The organism is Paenarthrobacter nitroguajacolicus (genome assembly GCF_051027655.1).
In the GTDB taxonomy this organism is placed as follows: Bacteria; Actinomycetota; Actinomycetes; order Actinomycetales; family Micrococcaceae; genus Arthrobacter; species Arthrobacter nitroguajacolicus.
Genome location: NZ_CP073234.1, coordinates 801,403 through 818,831, shown reverse-complemented (window position 1 = coordinate 818,831; position 17,429 = coordinate 801,403). Strand labels below are relative to the sequence as shown.

At 63.0% G+C, this 17,429-nt stretch carries 13 protein-coding genes; 11 read left to right on the top strand and 2 right to left on the bottom strand.

The window, feature by feature from the left end; all coding sequences use genetic code 11:
• Positions 1 to 32 precede the first annotated feature (32 nt).
• From KCX59_RS04110 to KCX59_RS04100, 3 genes are read left to right on the top strand one after another with little or no spacing between them, the layout of a single operon-like run.
• Entirely contained in the window at positions 33 to 968 is a 936-nt protein-coding gene (locus KCX59_RS04110) for a hypothetical protein (RefSeq protein WP_179018737.1), read from the top strand.
• The gene (locus tag KCX59_RS04105) at positions 961 to 1,449 is read left to right on the top strand and encodes an NUDIX hydrolase (protein WP_179018739.1); all 489 of its coding nucleotides are present in this window, start codon (positions 961 to 963) and stop codon (positions 1,447 to 1,449) included. The genes KCX59_RS04110 and KCX59_RS04105 overlap by 8 nt, the downstream gene beginning before the upstream one ends.
• Positions 1,446 to 2,948: a hypothetical protein gene (locus KCX59_RS04100; protein WP_179018741.1), complete on the top strand. Its 1,503-nt coding sequence runs from the start codon at positions 1,446 to 1,448 to the stop codon at positions 2,946 to 2,948. The genes KCX59_RS04105 and KCX59_RS04100 overlap by 4 nt, the downstream gene beginning before the upstream one ends.
• 176 nt (positions 2,949 to 3,124) lie before the next feature.
• On the opposite strand, the gene KCX59_RS04095 is transcribed toward KCX59_RS04100, so the two are convergent.
• Entirely contained in the window at positions 3,125 to 4,141 is a 1,017-nt protein-coding gene (locus tag KCX59_RS04095) for a TM2 domain-containing protein (protein ID WP_178993356.1), read from the bottom strand.
• Positions 4,142 to 4,384: 243 nt separating this feature from the next.
• Here KCX59_RS04095 and KCX59_RS04090 point away from each other — a divergent pair, with 243 nt between their 5' ends.
• From KCX59_RS04090 to KCX59_RS04060, 7 genes are all read left to right on the top strand, one after another.
• Positions 4,385 to 4,876, top strand: coding sequence for a hypothetical protein (locus KCX59_RS04090; RefSeq protein WP_178993355.1), 492 nt, complete (start codon positions 4,385 to 4,387; stop codon positions 4,874 to 4,876).
• A gap of 134 nt (positions 4,877 to 5,010) precedes the next feature.
• On the top strand, positions 5,011 to 5,559 hold the full coding sequence (locus KCX59_RS04085) for an SRPBCC family protein (protein WP_178993354.1): 549 nt from the start codon (positions 5,011 to 5,013) through the stop codon (positions 5,557 to 5,559).
• A gap of 103 nt (positions 5,560 to 5,662) precedes the next feature.
• The gene (locus tag KCX59_RS04080) at positions 5,663 to 6,283 is read left to right on the top strand and encodes a hypothetical protein (RefSeq protein ID WP_179018743.1); all 621 of its coding nucleotides are present in this window, start codon (positions 5,663 to 5,665) and stop codon (positions 6,281 to 6,283) included.
• A gap of 121 nt (positions 6,284 to 6,404) precedes the next feature.
• Positions 6,405 to 7,139 (top strand): YcnI family copper-binding membrane protein, encoded by a 735-nt coding sequence (locus tag KCX59_RS04075; RefSeq protein ID WP_091465338.1) that lies wholly within the window; start codon positions 6,405 to 6,407, stop codon positions 7,137 to 7,139.
• 80 nt (positions 7,140 to 7,219) lie between these two features.
• Positions 7,220 to 7,891: a DUF4232 domain-containing protein gene (locus KCX59_RS04070; RefSeq protein WP_256870536.1), complete on the top strand. Its 672-nt coding sequence runs from the start codon at positions 7,220 to 7,222 to the stop codon at positions 7,889 to 7,891.
• A 55-nt stretch (positions 7,892 to 7,946) separates the two neighbouring features.
• On the top strand, positions 7,947 to 12,890 hold the full coding sequence (locus KCX59_RS04065; RefSeq protein WP_179018745.1) for an ATP-dependent helicase: 4,944 nt from the start codon (positions 7,947 to 7,949) through the stop codon (positions 12,888 to 12,890).
• Positions 12,883 to 13,713, top strand: a complete 831-nt coding sequence (locus tag KCX59_RS04060) for an Fpg/Nei family DNA glycosylase (protein ID WP_178993351.1) — start codon at positions 12,883 to 12,885, stop codon at positions 13,711 to 13,713. Before KCX59_RS04065 ends, KCX59_RS04060 begins: the two co-directional genes overlap by 8 nt.
• 180 nt (positions 13,714 to 13,893) lie before the next feature.
• Here the strand turns inward: KCX59_RS04060 and KCX59_RS04055 are convergent, their stop codons facing one another.
• On the bottom strand, positions 13,894 to 15,156 hold the full coding sequence (locus tag KCX59_RS04055) for a glycoside hydrolase family 16 protein (protein ID WP_179018747.1): 1,263 nt from the start codon (positions 15,154 to 15,156) through the stop codon (positions 13,894 to 13,896).
• Between the two features lie 340 nt (positions 15,157 to 15,496).
• On the opposite strand from KCX59_RS04055, the gene KCX59_RS04050 reads away from it, so the two are divergent.
• Positions 15,497 to 17,380, top strand: coding sequence for a glycosyltransferase (locus KCX59_RS04050; RefSeq protein WP_179018749.1), 1,884 nt, complete (start codon positions 15,497 to 15,499; stop codon positions 17,378 to 17,380).
• The last annotated feature ends 49 nt before the right edge of the window (positions 17,381 to 17,429 follow it).

The following is a 17,429-nucleotide window of genomic DNA, read 5'->3' as shown; positions in this document are numbered from 1 at the left end:
TGGTAGGGCGGCCGGGAGCAGGAAAAACCTCTTTGGCCGCCGCTTTGAAGGCGAGGGATGGTCACTGGTTGCAGCTCACTATGGCGAGACCGCTCTATGCCGCACAGGCTGCGCTTTTCGATCGGATGGGTGTTCCTCATCACGAGCTCGGACAGGACGGTGAGCTGCTGTCCTTCCTGGGCGGGCACATCCGTCAGCGCGATCCACAGGCACTGACGCGGCGGGTGATTGAACGAGCGGACTGGTTACAGGCACTCTCGAGCGAACGATCGGTTGTCATAAGCGATGCCCGACCTGTGGACTTGGATGAGTTGCGCTACGCCGGCTTCACCGTAGTACTGGTGCGGGCACCGGAAGAACTTAGGCTTGCCCGCTTGCAGGCCCGTGATGATCTAACGGAGAATCCGGACTCGGCGGGCGTGGAGCTCAAAGCTCAGGAACCTACTGCCGACCTCTATGTGGACACTGCTGGATCGCTCGCAGATCTCGAGGCCAGCGCCGAGACTCTGCTGAGAGACTTGCCCGCTGCTCCGTATCCGGCTCAGGCCGAGGCGGTAGCTCTGAAAGAGCTCGGACGAACTCTCTACAGAGAGGCGAGCGCGGCAATCACGGGTGTTTACCGGCCATCGCGGCATCAACTCGGATGCGCGATGCTCGGCGATGACGGGGAGTTGGCCACCGGCGTTCACGTAGAGGCTGAGGTGGGTCGTGCATCGACTTGTGCCGAGAATGGTGCACTGGCTCAAACCATTGCCCGTGGGGCCAAACCCGTCGCCATGATGACGGTGCGTCATCCTCGTCCGGAGGAGACCCGCGATGTGGAGATCATGCCGCCCTGCGGTCTGTGTCGCGAGCTGCTTTGCGGATATGGGCCAGACGCCATGGTCTGGCTGCCCTCTGGACAGGCCCGTCTGAAAGACCTGCTGCTGCACAGGTACGTCGGAACGAAATGGAGAAATAATGGTTGAACAGCTAGTACTCACCAACGTCTATGCGCTGGTTCGCGACCGCCACAACCCAAGTCGCATCCTGCTGCAGCAACGGTGGAAGCCCGAATCAGATCCGGTAAACAGCGGACGTTGGGAGTTGCCGGGCGGTAAATGGCGCGCCTTCGAGCCTTTGGCCGCATGCGCCGAGCGTGAGGTGGAGGAAGAAACCGGCCTCAGCGAGGTGGAGGTGCAGGTCAGCCAGACCGACCACGAGCTGCTGGGGGACAGGGTACAGGTCAGCGAAGCGATTCAGCTGGTACAGATGCTCCAGGGGCCGTATCCCTCACTCCTGGCGATTGTGGACGTCCTGGCATCCGGGTTGCCTCACTCGACTGGAGACGGATCTCGTGAAGTGCAATGGATCGATCAGGAAGCGCTGATTGAGATGTTGCGAAATGAGCCACACACGTTTACAGCGCTCAGCTTCGCAGCACTTCGGCACCGGCTCTTGGCGCAATGACGGTTGGCTCTGCCTGGGTGGGGCGTGTTTCGGCCGCTGACGTAGCCGACTTGGCGTACGTGCAGGCTTGGTCAGCCAAGCAGCGAGGTGTCACCGCAGAGATTGCCGGGGAGCTTGCGTTCTTCGGCCGGCAAGCTCCTCAGCGTCGTAGTGTTTTGGGGTGGACCAGCGCACGGGACACTGCCTTGGTTGAAATCGACGATTCGACCTGGATTGCTCCCCAGGTCCGTCTGCGACAACAACTGCTTTCGGCTGCCGCCGGAGGCGATCTCCTGGAGGAACGTGGTGTACCAACAAGCAACATTCCCAATATTGCTGCCGTCACAGCATCGCTGGTCGCCCAGCGCCGCTGGGCGCTTGTACCATCAGGGCGCCATGATTTTCGGAGTCCGGACAGGCGGGATCCGGAGGTCTCCTGCGCGGTGCCTGTCAGTAGTCGGCTGGGGCGGATTTCGGAGTTCGGGGCCAGCTACAGCCTGTGCTTCAACAGCGGCTACTACATCTGGCTGGAGGAAGAGTTCGCCGACGGATTCGCCAGTAGCGGCGACCCGATCGGACTGGAGGTGGTTGACGGCGTAATTACGTCGCCGCCCACAGCCTCACGCTCGGCGCTGCTGAGGGTGCTGGATGCCTCCGGCAGGGACAAAATGATCATAAGTCAGGTGGACGTGTGTGACCTCACCATCACACTCCCCGGGGGACTTGTCATCCACGGCGAAAGGGCTGCCTGCCGGTGTGTTCGTTCTGTTGACTGCCTCGCCGCCGCTGCAGGCGAGGTTCGCATCCTTACACGGGCACGGGGTGCTGACGCCGCCGTCACAGTGCCCCCGGGTTTCGTCGGACTGACACTGTACGGGCGCCAAGTGGTCCAGATTAGTCGACAGAGCATACCCGGCCCCGCCAATGGGCTCGTCCTCCTCGTTCCAATTCCATCTGCCAAGCGTTTGTTGGAGGAGGTTGGAGACAGTGCTTGGGTAATTTATGACCTCGAACTGGCTGGTTCCCGCGTCTTATCAGGTACTCAAGTGGGGCCCACCGTGCTTCGCGGCTCTGAACCCATCGACGTCGCCAGTGAGGTCGCCGACGGGCACGAGGTGTACCGCCCGACAGAGGAGTTCGGCCACGAGGCTGTACCGCCAGTGGCTCTGACAGTTGAGAAGATTGTGGACGAGCCGCGTGGAAGGGCCGCCGTCGGACTTACTCCTGCGGGAGACGTGTGCGTGCTCGTTGCCGAGGGCTGTGAGCCTCGCTCCATCGAGCCTGGTTATGACATTTTGGGCGCAACCTCAGCGGATATGACTACGGCACTCCTCGAAGCGGGGTGTTGCGACGCCGTTTTGCTCGACAGCGGCGGAGCGGCAAACATCTCACAATTTGGACGCCTTGCCCTACCGCCCGCTGACCGTAACGATGTGGTCGGAGTGGCCTTCGAGCGCTACGTCCCCGGGGCATGGCGCCTTGCGACGTCGGCCGAATCCGGCATGTCGCGAGCTTGGTAGATAACTGCCGTTGGACGCTGGGATGTAGCGTCATCTGGCGTGCTGATGGCTGCATATCAGAGCGAGTTTGATCTGATATGCAGCCATCAGCGGACCTGTTCCGGTGGATCTCTTGCAATGACGGAGTGATTCCGCCAAGTGCTAAGAGCTGAGATCCTGGCCCTCAGCGCACGAGATTAGAACTTGTACTCAAAGCCACCCTTGAGGCCGGACTCGAAAACCAGAAGCCCGGTGGCCGCTGGCACGTCCAGCACAACCTTTCCGGTGACTTTCTCGCCGGGTCCCATGCCAGCGCTGGGGAACTGCTCCGCGTCAGGAATGCACGAGTACGTCGCCATGCTGGCGAGGGAGCCATTGAAGGTGGTGCCGTTGGCTGCAATGTACTTGAAGTCGAAACCGCTCAAGGTGAACTTCGGGTACGCAGACTGAGCCAGCTCAGGCGTGGTCTCAACAGTGATATCAACCGCCACCACGTTGCCATTCTCGGAGGGACGAGCATACGGTTCGGTGCAAGTGACCGGCGTGATGCTGTTGACGGTGAACTTGGTGTGGACGTCGCCGCTCTTGCCGTCACTGATGGTACCGATATCGCCAAAGGCCATCACGAGGTTTCCACGGCTGTTGGTTTCCACATCGTCCGCAGGTGCGGGCGTCGGGGTTGACTTGGTGACAGGTTCAACAGACGGAGCAGTTACCGGGGCAGTGAGGGCTGCGGTTGTTGCGATGCCCTGGCTTACGTTGAACGCGATGCTGGCAAGAATCACTACAGCGGAAACGATGAGGGCGACCAGCTTGTGCCGGTCGTATCCCTCCAGCGGGCGACGATACTTATCAGTCTGCTTGTTGGCCAGAACCAGGATGAGGTCCACCAATGCCCAAATTCCGAGGCCACCAAAGGTAAGAAGCTTGGCAATACCGGTGCCGATCTTGCCAAGGTAGAAGCGGTCAACGCCGAGGACGCCCACCAGCAATGCCAGGAGCCACGTCACAAGGAAGGACTTAGGCGGCGTGGTAGGCGCTTGGAATTGCTGCGGGTATCCCTGAGGCGGCTGGAAAGGCTGGCCGTACGGCTGCTGGAAACCCTCCTGCGGCTGCTGACCGAACGCCGGCGGCGCCTGGTAGCCCTGGGGTGCAGGCGGCTGGTAGCCCTGGGGCACGGGTGGTGGCGTGTAGCCAGGCTGATCTTGACTCATGAGGGTCCTTTCAAACGCCGCGCTTTTAGGCGCGGCTAAACACAAGTGGGTTTGATGCGAGTGGATTGCCTTTGTGCCCTGGCAATGAGTGCGAGCTAAAACTGCGGCGCTAGCCTGTCTAATGCCCCCAAAAGTTGCTCCCCAAAGCACCGGCATATGCACGGTAATTCGGATTTTACAGGGTGGGAGAAGATTAGATTGAACACGACCGGGCTAATGAAACCCGGCTGCCAAGGGGGAATTATGCGTTGCCGCATCACATTGATTGCTATCGCTGCCGTTTCAGTTGGACTGACTGTGGGCTGCTCCGCCGCCAAGCCGCTTGAAGTGGACCCGGCGAGAACGTCAGTCGAATACACGTTTCGAGACAGTTCCGTCCCACCCGAATACCATCGCAGCTACGTGATCAAGGCCTCCAGCACACGGGCCACCATCACTGTGGATTCTTACGGCGATGTCCTCCGTCAGGAAACTACTGCAGTGTCGGCTGAGACGTGGACCAAGGTAACGGATCTGGTTCGCAGCCTGCCGGAACGGACGAAAGACATCAAAACGCAGAAACCTGGCTGCGCAGGTGGCACTGCCTCGAAAATCGTGGTGCGGGAAGGCGATGACCAGCGCTACTCCCGGCACATCGAAGACTGCGGTGGAGGCCCAGTTGCGCCCCTAACGGATACAGCCGCCCCGCTGGAAGCACTCTTCGACATGAGAGACCTCCTGAAAACCAATGGCTGAAGTTTGAGGGGCAGGATCTCAGCACTTTGGGAGATCCAAAGCCGCGAGACCTAACCCTTCGGCGAAGGCAGGCGTAGATTGAGCCCGGATGCCGTAAGACACCCTCGGAACCCACACGGACCGCGGAGGCAGCAATGACCAAGCGCACACAGAAAAGCACCGACTACGCGTTCGTCACGGTGTGGCGGGTGGCAGGCACACGCGAGGAAGTAGTGGACGTCCTGGGCGACGCCGCGGCTCTCAAACAGTGGTGGCCCTCCGTCTACCTCACGGTCACGCCCGTAGCCCAAGGCGGACCGGATGGAGTTGGTGCATGCTTTGACCTTCATACCAAGGGCTGGCTCCCGTACACCTTGCGTTGGCGACTCACCATTACCGAACCCGTGACCCTCGACGGCTTTGCGCTCACAGCCGAAGGTGACCTCAACGGCACGGGCCGCTGGACATTCGAGACTGACGGTCCGGAGGTCGTCATCACCTACAACTGGCGGGTCAGTGCCACCAAGCCCTTGCTTCGCCGTTTGAGTTGGCTCTTCAAACCGGCCTTCTCTGCCAATCATCACTGGGCCATGGCTCGCGGTGAGGAAAGCCTGAAACTTGAGCTCCGCCGTCGACGTTCCGGGTCCGCAGCGAATGTGCCCGAGCCACCGAAGCCAACTTTCGTTCGCTCCTCGAGGCGTTAAGCGGAGCTATCCACATAGGCACCCATCCGGGTCCTGCCCGGCACCGAACTCCCGATAGAATCAAGACGCCGATAATCAAGCAGCAACAGATGAGGGAGGGCCCGTGCGCACATCGCAGTCCCGGGTGCCCTTTCATGCGTTGCGGTCGGGCGCCATCTCGATTGTGGTGGTTCTCCTCGCTGCAGTGGCCCACCTCGTGGGTGGCGGAGAACTTCCCAGCGCACCGGTCCTGCTGGCGCTCGTTGCGCTGACAACCTTGGCTGCCACGCTCGCTACCCGCTTCAAGTTGAACTTTTTCACCATGGCGGGACTCTTGGGCGCCGGACAGTTGGCACTTCACGAAGCCTTCACCGCCTTGAGCCCGATAGCTGTCAGCCAGCAGGAAACAAACCACCACCTCGGTGGCGAAGCCTTCAGCAGCGGGCTGGACATTTCGGCGACACACACCCATGAGCTCGGCACAGCCTTTGGCGCCATGATGTTTGTGGGCCACGTCCTGGCCACCATTGTGTCCGCCGTCATCCTGGCAAAGGGCGAAGATGCCTTGTGGCAGCTCGCCGCCTGGCTGCGTCCGCTGCTCGCCCTGCCCACGTTGGTGTTCAGGCCCGCCGCCGGCGCCTCGCCCGTCGCAGTAGGGGCACCCGACGTCTTCATCCCCCGCCCCTGGCGGAACCTTCGGCAAGACAGCCGCCGCGGCCCGCCCGCCGTCGTCGTACTTACCTAGTTCCGCCCGGCACCTGCGCGCCACAAATTGCGCGCCGCAACAGCAAGCCTTTTGCATGGTGACGGGCTCCATACCCGTACCCCGCGCCGAATATAGCCGGCGCCCCCGAAAGGCAATTCCCATGAAAACCTCGACTCGCCGCACCCTTTCCGCAACCGCCGTCGCCGGTGGAACCGCTGTCCTGATGATGGCCGGCCTGGCCGGAGCATCCGCGCACGTTTCGGCCGATCCGAACAAGACCGCGGCCAATTCGTACGCGCTGGTGACCTTCGGAATCCCTCACGGTTGCGACACCTTCGGCACCACCAAAGTTGCCATTTCACTCCCCGAGGAACTGAACGACGCCCAGCCGACGGTCAACCCCAACTGGACCGTGGAGAAGGTCACGGAGACCCTCGCGGAGCCCAAGAAGCTGGATGACGGCACCTCCATCACCAAGCGCACAAGCCAGATCGTGTACACGGCCAAAGCACCCCTGGACCCACACCTGCGGGACGCCCTTGTTCTGTCGGTCAAGCTCCCCGACGCCGCGGGCAAGACCCTCTACTTCCCCACGCTGCAGACCTGCGAACAGGGCCAGACTGACTGGTCTGAAATCGCCAAGGAGGGTCAGAACGAGCACGATCTCAAGGCCCCTGCCCCGTCGGTAACCATCACTCCGGCCGATGCCGCAGGGGACCATCACGCTGCAACGACGGAATCCACCGAGCCTGCCTCCGCCGTAACGGACGACGGCTCGCAGGCGCGCAGCTGGGCCGGCCTGATCGCCGGCATTGCGGGCTTGGGCTTGGGCGGCGCTGCGTTCTTCCGCAGCCGCTCGGCCAAGCCGGCAGTGGCCAAAGCCGACACGAAGTAGTTGACGTCGGATTGGTGCCCGGAAGATCACAATCCGGGCGCCAATCCGCGCTTCAAGCCGTGGCTGAATTGACTCGCATCATGGCCGGAACAAAGCTGGTGCCCATGTGGACTCAGCGCATCAAAACCGGTCTTGTGACGACGACGGCAGCCGCTGCGCTGTTGCTTCTTGCTGCTTGTGGGCCAAGCCCCAGCCCGTCCGGGACCAGCAGCGCCCCGCCAACCTCCTCGACGCCGTCGGCCTCGGTCCCGGCGACGTCCAGCTCTCCTTCTGCAACAGCCACGACGACGCCCTCACCCTCAGCGTCAGCAACATCCGCAGCACCCGCAGCACCCGCCCTGTGCAAGGCTGCGTCCCTCAGTGCCACAACCGACGCGACCGGCGGCGGTGCGGCCGGCAGCATCTACGAGAAGTTGATACTGACAAACTCCGGCACAGTCCCCTGCATCTTGGAAGGCTTCGCCGGCGTCTCCCTGACTGCCGACGCTAATGGTGAGCCAATCGGCGAACCTGCAACCCGCGAAACCACAACTCCGGTGACCAAGATTGAACTGGTTCCGGGAAAGTCGGCGTGGGCCGAAATCCGTTACACCCAAGCCGGCAACTACGGCGACTGCACTAAGGTGCCCGCCGCCGGTTTCCGGATCTACCCGCCGAACGACACAGCGTCGCTGTTCATCCCGGAGCCCCACGATGCGTGCAGCAATGCGGGCATTAAGCTCCTGACCATCACGGCGTTCCAGGCAGTCTGACCGTCTTCCCACGGCTCCGGCTTATTCTGTCGGAGTCGTGGGGCATGATGGAGGAATGCAGGAGCCGCAGGCGTCGGATGGCGCCATCAGCCGATTCAGCCAGGCAACCAGGGAATGGTTCCTAGGCGCTTTTTCCGAGCCGACACCCGCGCAGGATGGGGCGTGGAACGCGATCTCCTCGGGCTCTCATGCCTTGGTCGTCGCTCCGACTGGCTCCGGCAAGACACTCGCTGCTTTTCTCTGGGCCCTCGATCGCCTGCATTCCAAGCCCAGTGACACATTGCCGGGACTGGAGACCGTCCCGGTCAATGGCAAGGGCCGGGCAAAGCGGCCCAAGACCAAGACGCGCGTCCTCTACATCTCGCCGCTGAAGGCACTGGGTGTGGATGTGGAGCGAAACCTCCGCGCACCCCTCATCGGAATTACCCAAACCGCCAAGCGTTTAGGGCTTCCGGCACCGCTGGTGACAGTCGGCGTGCGTTCAGGAGATACGACGGCGGCCGATCGCCGCACGCTGTTGACCAATCCGCCGGATATCCTCATCACCACCCCGGAATCACTGTTCCTCATGCTGACGTCCCGTGCCCGGGAGACGCTGAGCGAAGTGGACACCATCATCATCGATGAAGTGCATGCCGTAGCAGGCACCAAGCGCGGCGCGCACTTGGCCGTTTCCCTGGAGCGCCTCGACGCCCTGCTTCCGAAGCCTGCCCAGCGCATCGGGCTTTCCGCCACAGTCCAGCCCCGAGAGTTGGTGGCCCAGTTCCTGGCAGGGCAGGCTCCGGTGGAAATTGTCGCTCCGCCATCCAAGAAGAACTGGAACCTCACGGTCACAGTCCCCGTGGAGGACATGTCGGATCTTCAGGGCGCTGCGGGAGCATTCGACTCCGGGCCGGCATCGGGCCTGCAACCCCAGGCTTCCATCTGGCCGCATGTGGAGGAGCAGATCGTGGATCTGGTCCTGTCCAAGCAGTCCACCATTGTCTTTGCCAATTCCCGTCGCTTGGCGGAACGTCTCACAGCCCGACTCAACGAGATCTACGCTGAACGCCAGTTGATGGCGGTGGGCGGTAATGAGTGGGCGGCTCCCGGGGCGACCGAAACCAGCCCCGGAATCCCGGCCTCCACGGCCACTCCTGCGCACATGATGGCGCAGGCTGGAAGCACTACCGGCGCCGATCCTGTGCTGGCCCGCGCGCACCATGGTTCGGTTTCCAAGGACCAGCGGGCCATGATCGAGGACGATCTCAAGTCCGGGAGGCTCCGCTGCGTTGTGGCAACCTCGTCTCTGGAGCTCGGCATCGATATGGGTGCCGTGGACCTGGTGGTCCAAGTGGAGTCACCCCCGTCGGTGGCCAGTGGGTTGCAGCGCGTCGGGCGTGCCGGGCACCAGGTCGGCGAGATCTCCGAAGGAGTGCTCTTCCCCAAACACCGCGCGGATCTCCTGCACACCAGCGTCACCGTTGAACGCATGCTCAGTGGGCAGATTGAACGCCTGAGCATTCCCGCCAACCCGCTCGATATCCTGGCCCAGCAAACAGTGGCGGCTACCGCCTTGGGCAGCATCGACGTTGAGGACTGGTTCAGCACCGTCCGTCGCTCAGCGCCGTTCGCGAGCCTGCCACGCTCGGCTTTCGAAGCCACCCTGGACCTTCTGGCCGGAAGGTATCCTTCAGACGAATTTGCAGAACTACGGCCCCGCATCGTCTGGGACCGGCACGCCGGGACCATTGAGGGCAGGCCCGGTGCCCAGCGCCTTGCTGTCACGTCAGGCGGCACCATCCCGGACCGCGGACTATTCGGTGTTTACATCATCGGTACGGAAGTAGAGGGCTCCGCTTCCCCCAGCAGCGGGGACGGGAGTGAACCGACCGCCTCGGCCCGTGCAGCCAAGGGAGGACGCCGGGTTGGTGAGCTCGACGAAGAAATGGTCTACGAATCCCGGGTGGGAGACGTCTTCGCACTCGGAGCCACCAGTTGGAAGATCGAGGACATCACCCACGATCGCGTGCTGGTCTCCCCTGCCTTTGGGCAACCCGGCAAGCTTCCTTTTTGGAAGGGCGACTCCCTCGGCAGGCCCGTAGATCTGGGCCGCGCCCTGGGTGCTTTCATTCGGGAACTCTCGGCAGCAGACGAAGCCCCGGCCATGGAACGTTGCCAGGCCAGCGGATTGGACGCCTTCGCCGCCAACAACCTGATCCAGTACCTGAGGGAGCAAAAGGAAGCCACGGAGATTGTCCCAAGCGACCGAACTCTGGTGGTTGAACGCTTCCACGACGAACTTGGCGATTGGCGGGTAGTCCTCCACAGCCCGTTCGGCATGCCCGTTCACGCCCCATGGGCACTTGCAGTGGGCCAACGCCTGCAGCAGCGCTATGGCTTGGACGGATCCGCCATGGCGGCCGATGACGGCATCGTGCTGCGCGTGCCCATGATGGAAGACGAGCCACCCGGCGCTGAACTCTTCCTCTTCGACCCGGAGGAACTCGAACAAATTGTCACCGCGGAAGTAGGCGGCAGCGCCCTGTTCGCATCCCGGTTCCGCGAATGTGCAGCCCGCGCCCTGCTCCTCCCCCGGCAGAATCCGGCCAAGCGCCAGCCGCTGTGGCAGCAACGCCAGCGCTCAGCCCAGTTGCTGGATGTCGCCCGGAAGTACCCTTCGTTCCCCATCGTGCTCGAAACAGTCCGGGAATGCTTGCAGGATGTTTACGATCTACCCGCACTGAAAGACATCGCAGCGTCCGTGGAGCGCAGGGAACTGAGGATCGTGGAGACCACCACGCAGCAGCCCTCCCCTTTCGCGAAGTCCTTGCTGTTCGGTTACGTTGCCCAGTTCCTCTACGAGGGCGACTCCCCGTTGGCGGAACGTCGGGCTGCGGCCCTCGCCCTCGACTCCACGCTCCTCAACGAACTCCTGGGCCGCGTGGAACTGCGCGAACTCCTGGACGCCGCCGTCATCGATTCAACAGAGTTGGAACTGCAGCGCCTTGCCCCGGACCGACGGGTTCGAGGAATGGAAGGCGTCGCGGATCTGTTGCGGCTGCTGGGCCCCCTGAGCGTTGAAGAAGTGGCCCAGCGGCTCCAAGGCGTGGAACAGGCCGAGGTTGAAGGCTCGGACCAATTCGACGAAGCTCCGGCGGCTGCGCCACATGGCAGCGTCGTCGACGCCGGATCCCACCTCGCGGCATTGCAGAAAGCCAACCGTGCGCTCAAGGTAACCATCGGCGGCGTCGAGCGTTTTGCCGCAGTTGAGGACGCGGCGCGGCTGCGTGACGCAATCGGTGTTCCGTTGCCCATGGGCGTACCGCTCGCTTTCATTGAGCCAGTCCACGATCCCCTGGGCGACCTCGTTTCCCGGTACGCGCGCACCCATGGCCCCTTCACTGCCGCTGAGGCTGCGGCGAGGCTGGGGCTTGGCGTCGCGGTAGTCAACACCGCCTTGAAGCGGTTGGCTGGCGACGGTCGCGTGGTGGAAGGCGAATTCCGCCCGCACGCCGTCGCGGAGCAGCCTGCGGACGCACCCGACTCAGAGCTCATGAGCGTGGACGCCCCACCGTCCAGCGAGTGGTGCGATGCCGAGGTCCTGCGGAAACTGAGGCGTCGCTCGCTCGCTGCACTGCGGGCCGAAGTAGAGCCCGTGGACACAGCCGCCTACGGCCGGTTCCTGCCGGCATGGCAGAACGTGACCTCGCCGGGTAAGTCCCGAAGCCAGGCGCTGAGGGGGCTGGACGGGATCATCACGGCCGTGGACCAGCTGTCCGGAGTGCCCATCCCGGCATCCGCATGGGAACCCTTGGTACTCGCGAGCAGGGTGGCGGACTACAAACCGGCAATGCTGGACGAACTCATGGCCGCCGGCGAACTCCTTTGGTCCGGCGCAGGCTCCCTGCCCGGAAACGACGGCTGGATCAGCCTCCATGTAGCCGATTCCGCTGAGCTGACGCTCAACCCGGACCCCGAATTCGAACCCGGTGATGCCCAGCAGCGGCTTTTGGAACATTTCAGCGCAGGCGGCGGCTACTTCTTCCGGCAACTGACGGATGTGGCCGGTGGCATGGACGCGGTATTGAGCGACGACGCCGTGGTGTCTGCCCTCTGGGACCTCGTCTGGGCCGGCCGTGTAACAGGCGATACTTTCGCTCCCGTGAGGGCCATGATCGCCGGCGGGAAAACCGCCCACCGGCAAGTAGCCAAAGCGCCGAGGGCACGGACCCCGCGCATGAGCAGGCTTGGCCGTTCCCATGGGACGGGCCTCTTGGGCTCCCCCGGACTAACGGGGGGTCGCTACGGCTCGGTAACAGGTGGCATTGCGCCTGCCCCGCCGTCGGCAGTGGGCCGCTGGTCAGCGCTTCCCGCCCCGGAACTGGACCCCACCATCCACGCCCGCGGCACGGCTGAGCTTTTGTTGGACCGCTACGGCGTGGTGACGCGTGGTTCGGTCATGGCGGAGAACATCATCGGTGGCTTCGGGCTCATGTATAAAGTGCTGGCCCGGTTGGAGGAAGCCGGCCGTTGCCGCCGCGGCTACTTCATCGAGCATTTGGGGGCCGCTCAGTTCGCCGTCCCTGCCACGGTTGACCGGTTAAGGTCGTTCACGGAGGACGCCCGCATCTCCAAAGCCGACCCCTCCGCGCTCGCACTTGCTGCGACCGACCCCGCCAACCCCTACGGCGCTGCCCTTCCTTGGCCTGCGCTCTCTGTCGACGCCGGTTCCGGGCACCGGCCGGGACGCAAGGCCGGAGCGCTGGTGGTGATGGTCGACGGCGCGTTGGTCCTTTACGTGGAGCGCGGCGGCAAGACGCTGCTCACCTTCAGCCAGGACGACGCCGTGCTGACAGTTGCGGCCCAGGCGCTGGTGGATGTGGTGCGCCGTGGGGCCGTGGACAAACTCTTCATGGAGAAAGTCAATGGCCACGATCTCCTGGAAACCCCGATCGCCGTCGCCCTCGCGGCCGCCGGCGCATACTCCACTCCGAAAGGACTCCGTATCCGTGCCTGAAGGTGATTCCATTTGGCGGGCGGCGTCACGGCTGCACGAGGCATTGGCCGGGAAGACCATCCAGGCCTCCGACTTCCGCGTGCCGCGATTTGCCACCCTGAACCTGGCGGGCTGGACCATGGCCGAGGTTGTTCCCAGGGGAAAGCACCTGCTCATGCGCCTGACGGGCCCTGCTGACGAGGAACCCGGCGCCAGCAGGAAACCCCGTGCCCTGACCATCCATTCCCATCTCAAAATGGAAGGGAACTGGATGACCTACCCACCGGGTGGTCGCTGGACCAAACCCGGCCACACTGCCCGGTGCGTGCTCCGCACGGACTCCGTGGACGCCGTCGGGTTCTCGTTGGGCATCCTGGAAGTGGTGCCCACAGCTGAGGAAGACAAGATCGTCGGACACCTCGGGCCGGACCTGCTCGGCCCCGACTGGGACGAGGAAGAAGCGCTGCGCAGGCTTCGCGCCGAACCGGACGTCACCGTCGGATTCGCGTTGCTGGACCAGCGGAAGCTAGCGGGCATTGGCAATATCTACCGATGCGAGGCATGCTTCCTGTCCGGCATTCACCCTGCCCTGCCCATAGGAGACGTCCCTGACCTTGCCAAGACAGTCAATGACGCCAAACGGCTCCTCGGCGAAAACCTGGGTCCCGGGCGGAGGACCACCCTGGGGCCGCGCGCCATGCGTCCCGGGTACTGGGTGTACGGCCGGGAGCGCCAACCCTGCCGGCGCTGCGGCACTGCTGTGCGCCGCGGCCTCCTTGCAGGACCGGACGGCACGGAAGAACGGGACATCTACTTCTGTCCGCGCTGCCAGCCGGCTCCATAGACCAACATTAAGCTCAACAAGGGGCCGGACCTGGCCACTTAAAGCCAGCCAGGTCCGGCCACCAACCGCCGCGCCGGCTGCGCGCACTTGCCAGCCCGGCCCGCTACTCCAGGAAGCTCCCCAGCCGCCCCAGCAATAGCCGCCGGACACCGCAAGCCGCGCGCCGCCGTCGGACGTTTTCTACGCCATCCGCCACCACTTTTGGTTGGTGGAACCGGCGCAATCCCACAGTTGCAACCTCGCACCGTTGGATGAATTCCAGTCAGTCACGTCCACGCATTTGTCCGCCTGCGGGTTCACCAGATCCCCGGCATTGTTCAGGACGAATTGCTGCGCCGGACTGCCGTTGCACCTGGCGAGCTGGACTCGTGAGCCGTTCGCGGTTGATCCCCACGCCACGTCCATGCACTTTCCCAGTGACCGAATGGTGCCGTTGTCAGCAAACGTCCATTGCTCCGACGCTGCCGTATCGCAGTCCCATAATTGCAAGGCGACCCCGTCAGTAGCCTGCCGACCGGCCACATCAATGCACTTGCCGGCATAGCCTTGGATGCGCGTGCCGGCCGCAGAGGAAGGCGCCGCCGGAACGGAAGCAAGCTCGTACACGCGGACGTAATCAATCAGCAGCGACTGCGGAAACGCCGTGTCCGACGCTGGCGCTCCGGGCCAGTAACCGCCCACGGCGAGGTTCAGGAGCAGGAAGAAGTCGTGGTCGAAAACCCACGGGCCGGCAGTTGCTGCCTTGGTCTTTCGTGAGAAGGCCGTTCCGTCGATGTACCAGGTGATGGACTCAGGCCCCCAGTCCACCGTGAACGTGTGGAAAGCATCGCCCAGAGCTTTACCGTCGGGCAGCGTGTAGCTGGCGTTGGAGGCGTTGGCCCCGGAGTAGCCGGGGCCGTGGATGCTTCCCCAGACCGTTCCGGGTTCCTTGCCAACGTTTTCCACGATGTCGAGCTCGCCGCTGGTGGGCCAACCGTCGGTGAAGACGTTGTCGCCGAGCATCCAGAAGGCGGGCCACATGCCTTGCCCCTTGGGCAGTTTGAGTCGGGCTTCGAACCGACCTTGTGTTCGGCTGAACTTGCCGGCGGTCAGGAGGCGCGCGGACGTGTACTGGCACGTGCCGTAGTGGCACTCATATCCCGCAGGGTTCTCCCTCCGGGCGGTGATGGCCATGTTTCCCTGCCCATCGGCTGCAGCATTATTTGTGCTGTTGGTGTAGTACTGCAGTTCGCCGTTGCCCCAGCCGGATCCTCCGGTGTCGTGAGTCCATTTTCCGGGGTCCGGTGCCGTGCCCGCGGGGCCGTTGAATTCGTCGCTCCACACCAGTTCTCCAGGTGCGGGCATACCAGCGGCAGCCAGCGCGGACGGTTCCGGGGCTATGAGGGTAGCTGCGATGGTCAGGCCGGCGACGAGCATCGTCAGGGGCATGAGTCTTCGCTTCATGGTGCCACTCTGAAGGCGTCTGCCCGTGGCACGCAAGCTTTTTCGAAGCGACACGCAAAATGTCACAGCAAGGAAATAATCAACGCAGGTTTACTTTTCAACGCCGTAACGAGGATGAAATATCGGCGGGAGAAAGTGGAAGCAGGAACCAACTGGTTTGCAGATTTCCTTCAAATTTGTTGGCAAAAGGACATTCCGTTCGCAGCCGAATTCCTTCCCTTGAGCATCGAAGATGCAGCTCCAGGCGCGTCAGCCGTGTCCTCCCAAACTTCGCTCTGAGGAGCGTTTGGACATACTGGCGCGCCTTGGCCTTTTCCCCAGCAGTTACCGGAGGCTAAAGATGGGCATTTACAGACAAATACTGGTAAGGATCCTTGCAGTTCTTGTAGTTTCCTTTGGATTGATTTACATCAGCTGGCGCTGGTCGAGCACTGTCGCGTGGGATGCCTGGTGGATCTCGCTGCCCCTCGTGGCCGCGGAGACTTACAGCCTTGGCGAATCGGCGCTTTACGCCGTCACCATGTGGAACGCACGACGACGTCCACCTCCCCCACCTGCCCTGCCGGGCAGATCGGTGGACGTTTTCATCGCCACCTACAACGAGCCGCTGGACTTGGTGCTCAAAACGGCCATCGCGGCAAGAGACATGGAGTGCCCGCACGAAACCTGGATCCTTGACGACGGCGACCGGGCCGAGTTTGCCACCGCAGCCCGGCGGATCGGCGTCGGGTATGTCACCCGCGGTCCTGAGTGGGATGGCCGGCAGCGCTTCGCGAAGGCAGGGAACGTCAACAACGCCCTGTCCATGACAACGGGCGAGTTCGTGGCCATCTTTGACGCAGACCAAGTCCCTGAACCGCGTTTCCTGGACCGCGTGCTGGGCTATTTCGATGCCGAGGAAGTGGCTTTCGTCCAGACCCCACAGCACTTTTGGAATGTTCCGGAACGGGACCCGCTGGGAAGCCAGGCGGAACTCTTCTACGGCCCCATCCAACAGGGCAAGGACGGCTGGGACGCAGCGTTCTTCTGCGGTTCCAATGCTGTCCTACGCCGTGAAGCCCTCATGGCCCTGGGCTTGACCCGCTACACGCGGACAGCCACTGAGCAGACCTGGCGCGCTTTGCGTCGGGGCCGATCGCGTTTGCAGGACCTTCACGGCGAACTGGGCAGGCGTCATCCCGCGGCCATGATCGTTGCAGAACAGGCCTTGGAGGCAGTGGCACGCGCGGAGCATCAGGTGCGCAGAGGCGATGTCCTCGCCGAGATCACTTTCGAACTCCGCATCGCCTTCCATACAGCCGCTCTGGCAGTTCCCGATGCATTGGACGACGTGGTGCCGGAACTTGACGCTGTCTTGGAATCGGTGGATGTGGCCCACACGGACCAAGCACTGGCCATCCACCCTATGGACACCACCACCATCACCGAGGACATGGCAACGGCCATGCACCTGCATGCGATGGGGTGGGGCAGTGTCTACCACCACGAGGTGCTGGTCCATGGGTTGGCCCCTGAGGACGTGTCCACCATGCTCTCGCAGCGGCATCGATGGGCGGCCGGCACCATGCAGGTGTTCTTCAGTGACAATCCGTTGTTTCTTCGGGGCCTCACCGTTGCTCAGCGCCTGATGTATCTGGGCACTATGACGAGTTATCTGAATGGCTTCGCGGCCCTGAGCTACATCGCGGCGCCTGTGGTGTTCCTGGTGGCCGGTACCTACCCGCTGACCGCCAGCCCCGTGGTGTTCTTCTGCCTCTTCCTGCCCTTCTTCATTTCGTGCCAGCTGCTCTTCCAAGTAGCGGGCAACGGGTCGAAGGGATTGTGGCGCGGCCAGCAGTGGTCCTTTGCCCTGTTTCCCACCTGGATCGCAGCCACGTGTTCAGGTGCGGCAGCGGTTTTCCTTGGCAAGCACCTCGCGTTCTCGGTGACAGCCAAGAGCAAGCAGGCCACGGGCCGTGGATTCCAGCATGTCAAGCTACAAGTAATTGCCATGGCGTTGCTCGTTGTGTCCTCGTTGATCGGCATTGCCCGAGTGTCATCCGGGGAAGCGCCGCTCTATCCCACCCTCATCACGTTGGCCTGGGTTGTCTTGGACCTGGCGCTTTTGAGCGTGGTGATCGGTGCCGCGAGGTACCGGGGGCGCGGCGACCACCTCGTTGAACCGATGCCCACTCCCAAGGAGCTCACCAGCGTCCTTGGTGCCACAACCAAACCCACACCCTGACCGCAACCATCAATTAACGCCGTTCCAACCCCCCAGCAAGGAGCGACCC

Excerpts from the sequence above, each read along its gene's own strand:
- KCX59_RS04055 (WP_179018747.1), bottom strand. The coding sequence starts at position 15,156 with ATGAAGCGAAGACTCATGCCCCTGACGATGCTCGTCGCCGGCCTGACC.
- KCX59_RS04105 (WP_179018739.1), top strand. The coding sequence starts at position 961 with ATGGTTGAACAGCTAGTACTCACCAACGTCTATGCGCTGGTTCGCGAC.
- KCX59_RS04070 (WP_256870536.1), top strand. The coding sequence starts at position 7,220 with ATGGCCGGAACAAAGCTGGTGCCCATGTGGACTCAGCGCATCAAAACC.
- KCX59_RS04090 (WP_178993355.1), top strand. The coding sequence starts at position 4,385 with ATGCGTTGCCGCATCACATTGATTGCTATCGCTGCCGTTTCAGTTGGA.
- KCX59_RS04050 (WP_179018749.1), top strand. The coding sequence starts at position 15,497 with ATGGGCATTTACAGACAAATACTGGTAAGGATCCTTGCAGTTCTTGTA.
- KCX59_RS04095 (WP_178993356.1), bottom strand. The coding sequence starts at position 4,141 with ATGAGTCAAGATCAGCCTGGCTACACGCCACCACCCGTGCCCCAGGGC.
- KCX59_RS04085 (WP_178993354.1), top strand. The coding sequence starts at position 5,011 with ATGACCAAGCGCACACAGAAAAGCACCGACTACGCGTTCGTCACGGTG.
- KCX59_RS04075 (WP_091465338.1), top strand. The coding sequence starts at position 6,405 with ATGAAAACCTCGACTCGCCGCACCCTTTCCGCAACCGCCGTCGCCGGT.
- KCX59_RS04065 (WP_179018745.1), top strand. The coding sequence starts at position 7,947 with ATGCAGGAGCCGCAGGCGTCGGATGGCGCCATCAGCCGATTCAGCCAG.
- KCX59_RS04100 (WP_179018741.1), top strand. The coding sequence starts at position 1,446 with ATGACGGTTGGCTCTGCCTGGGTGGGGCGTGTTTCGGCCGCTGACGTA.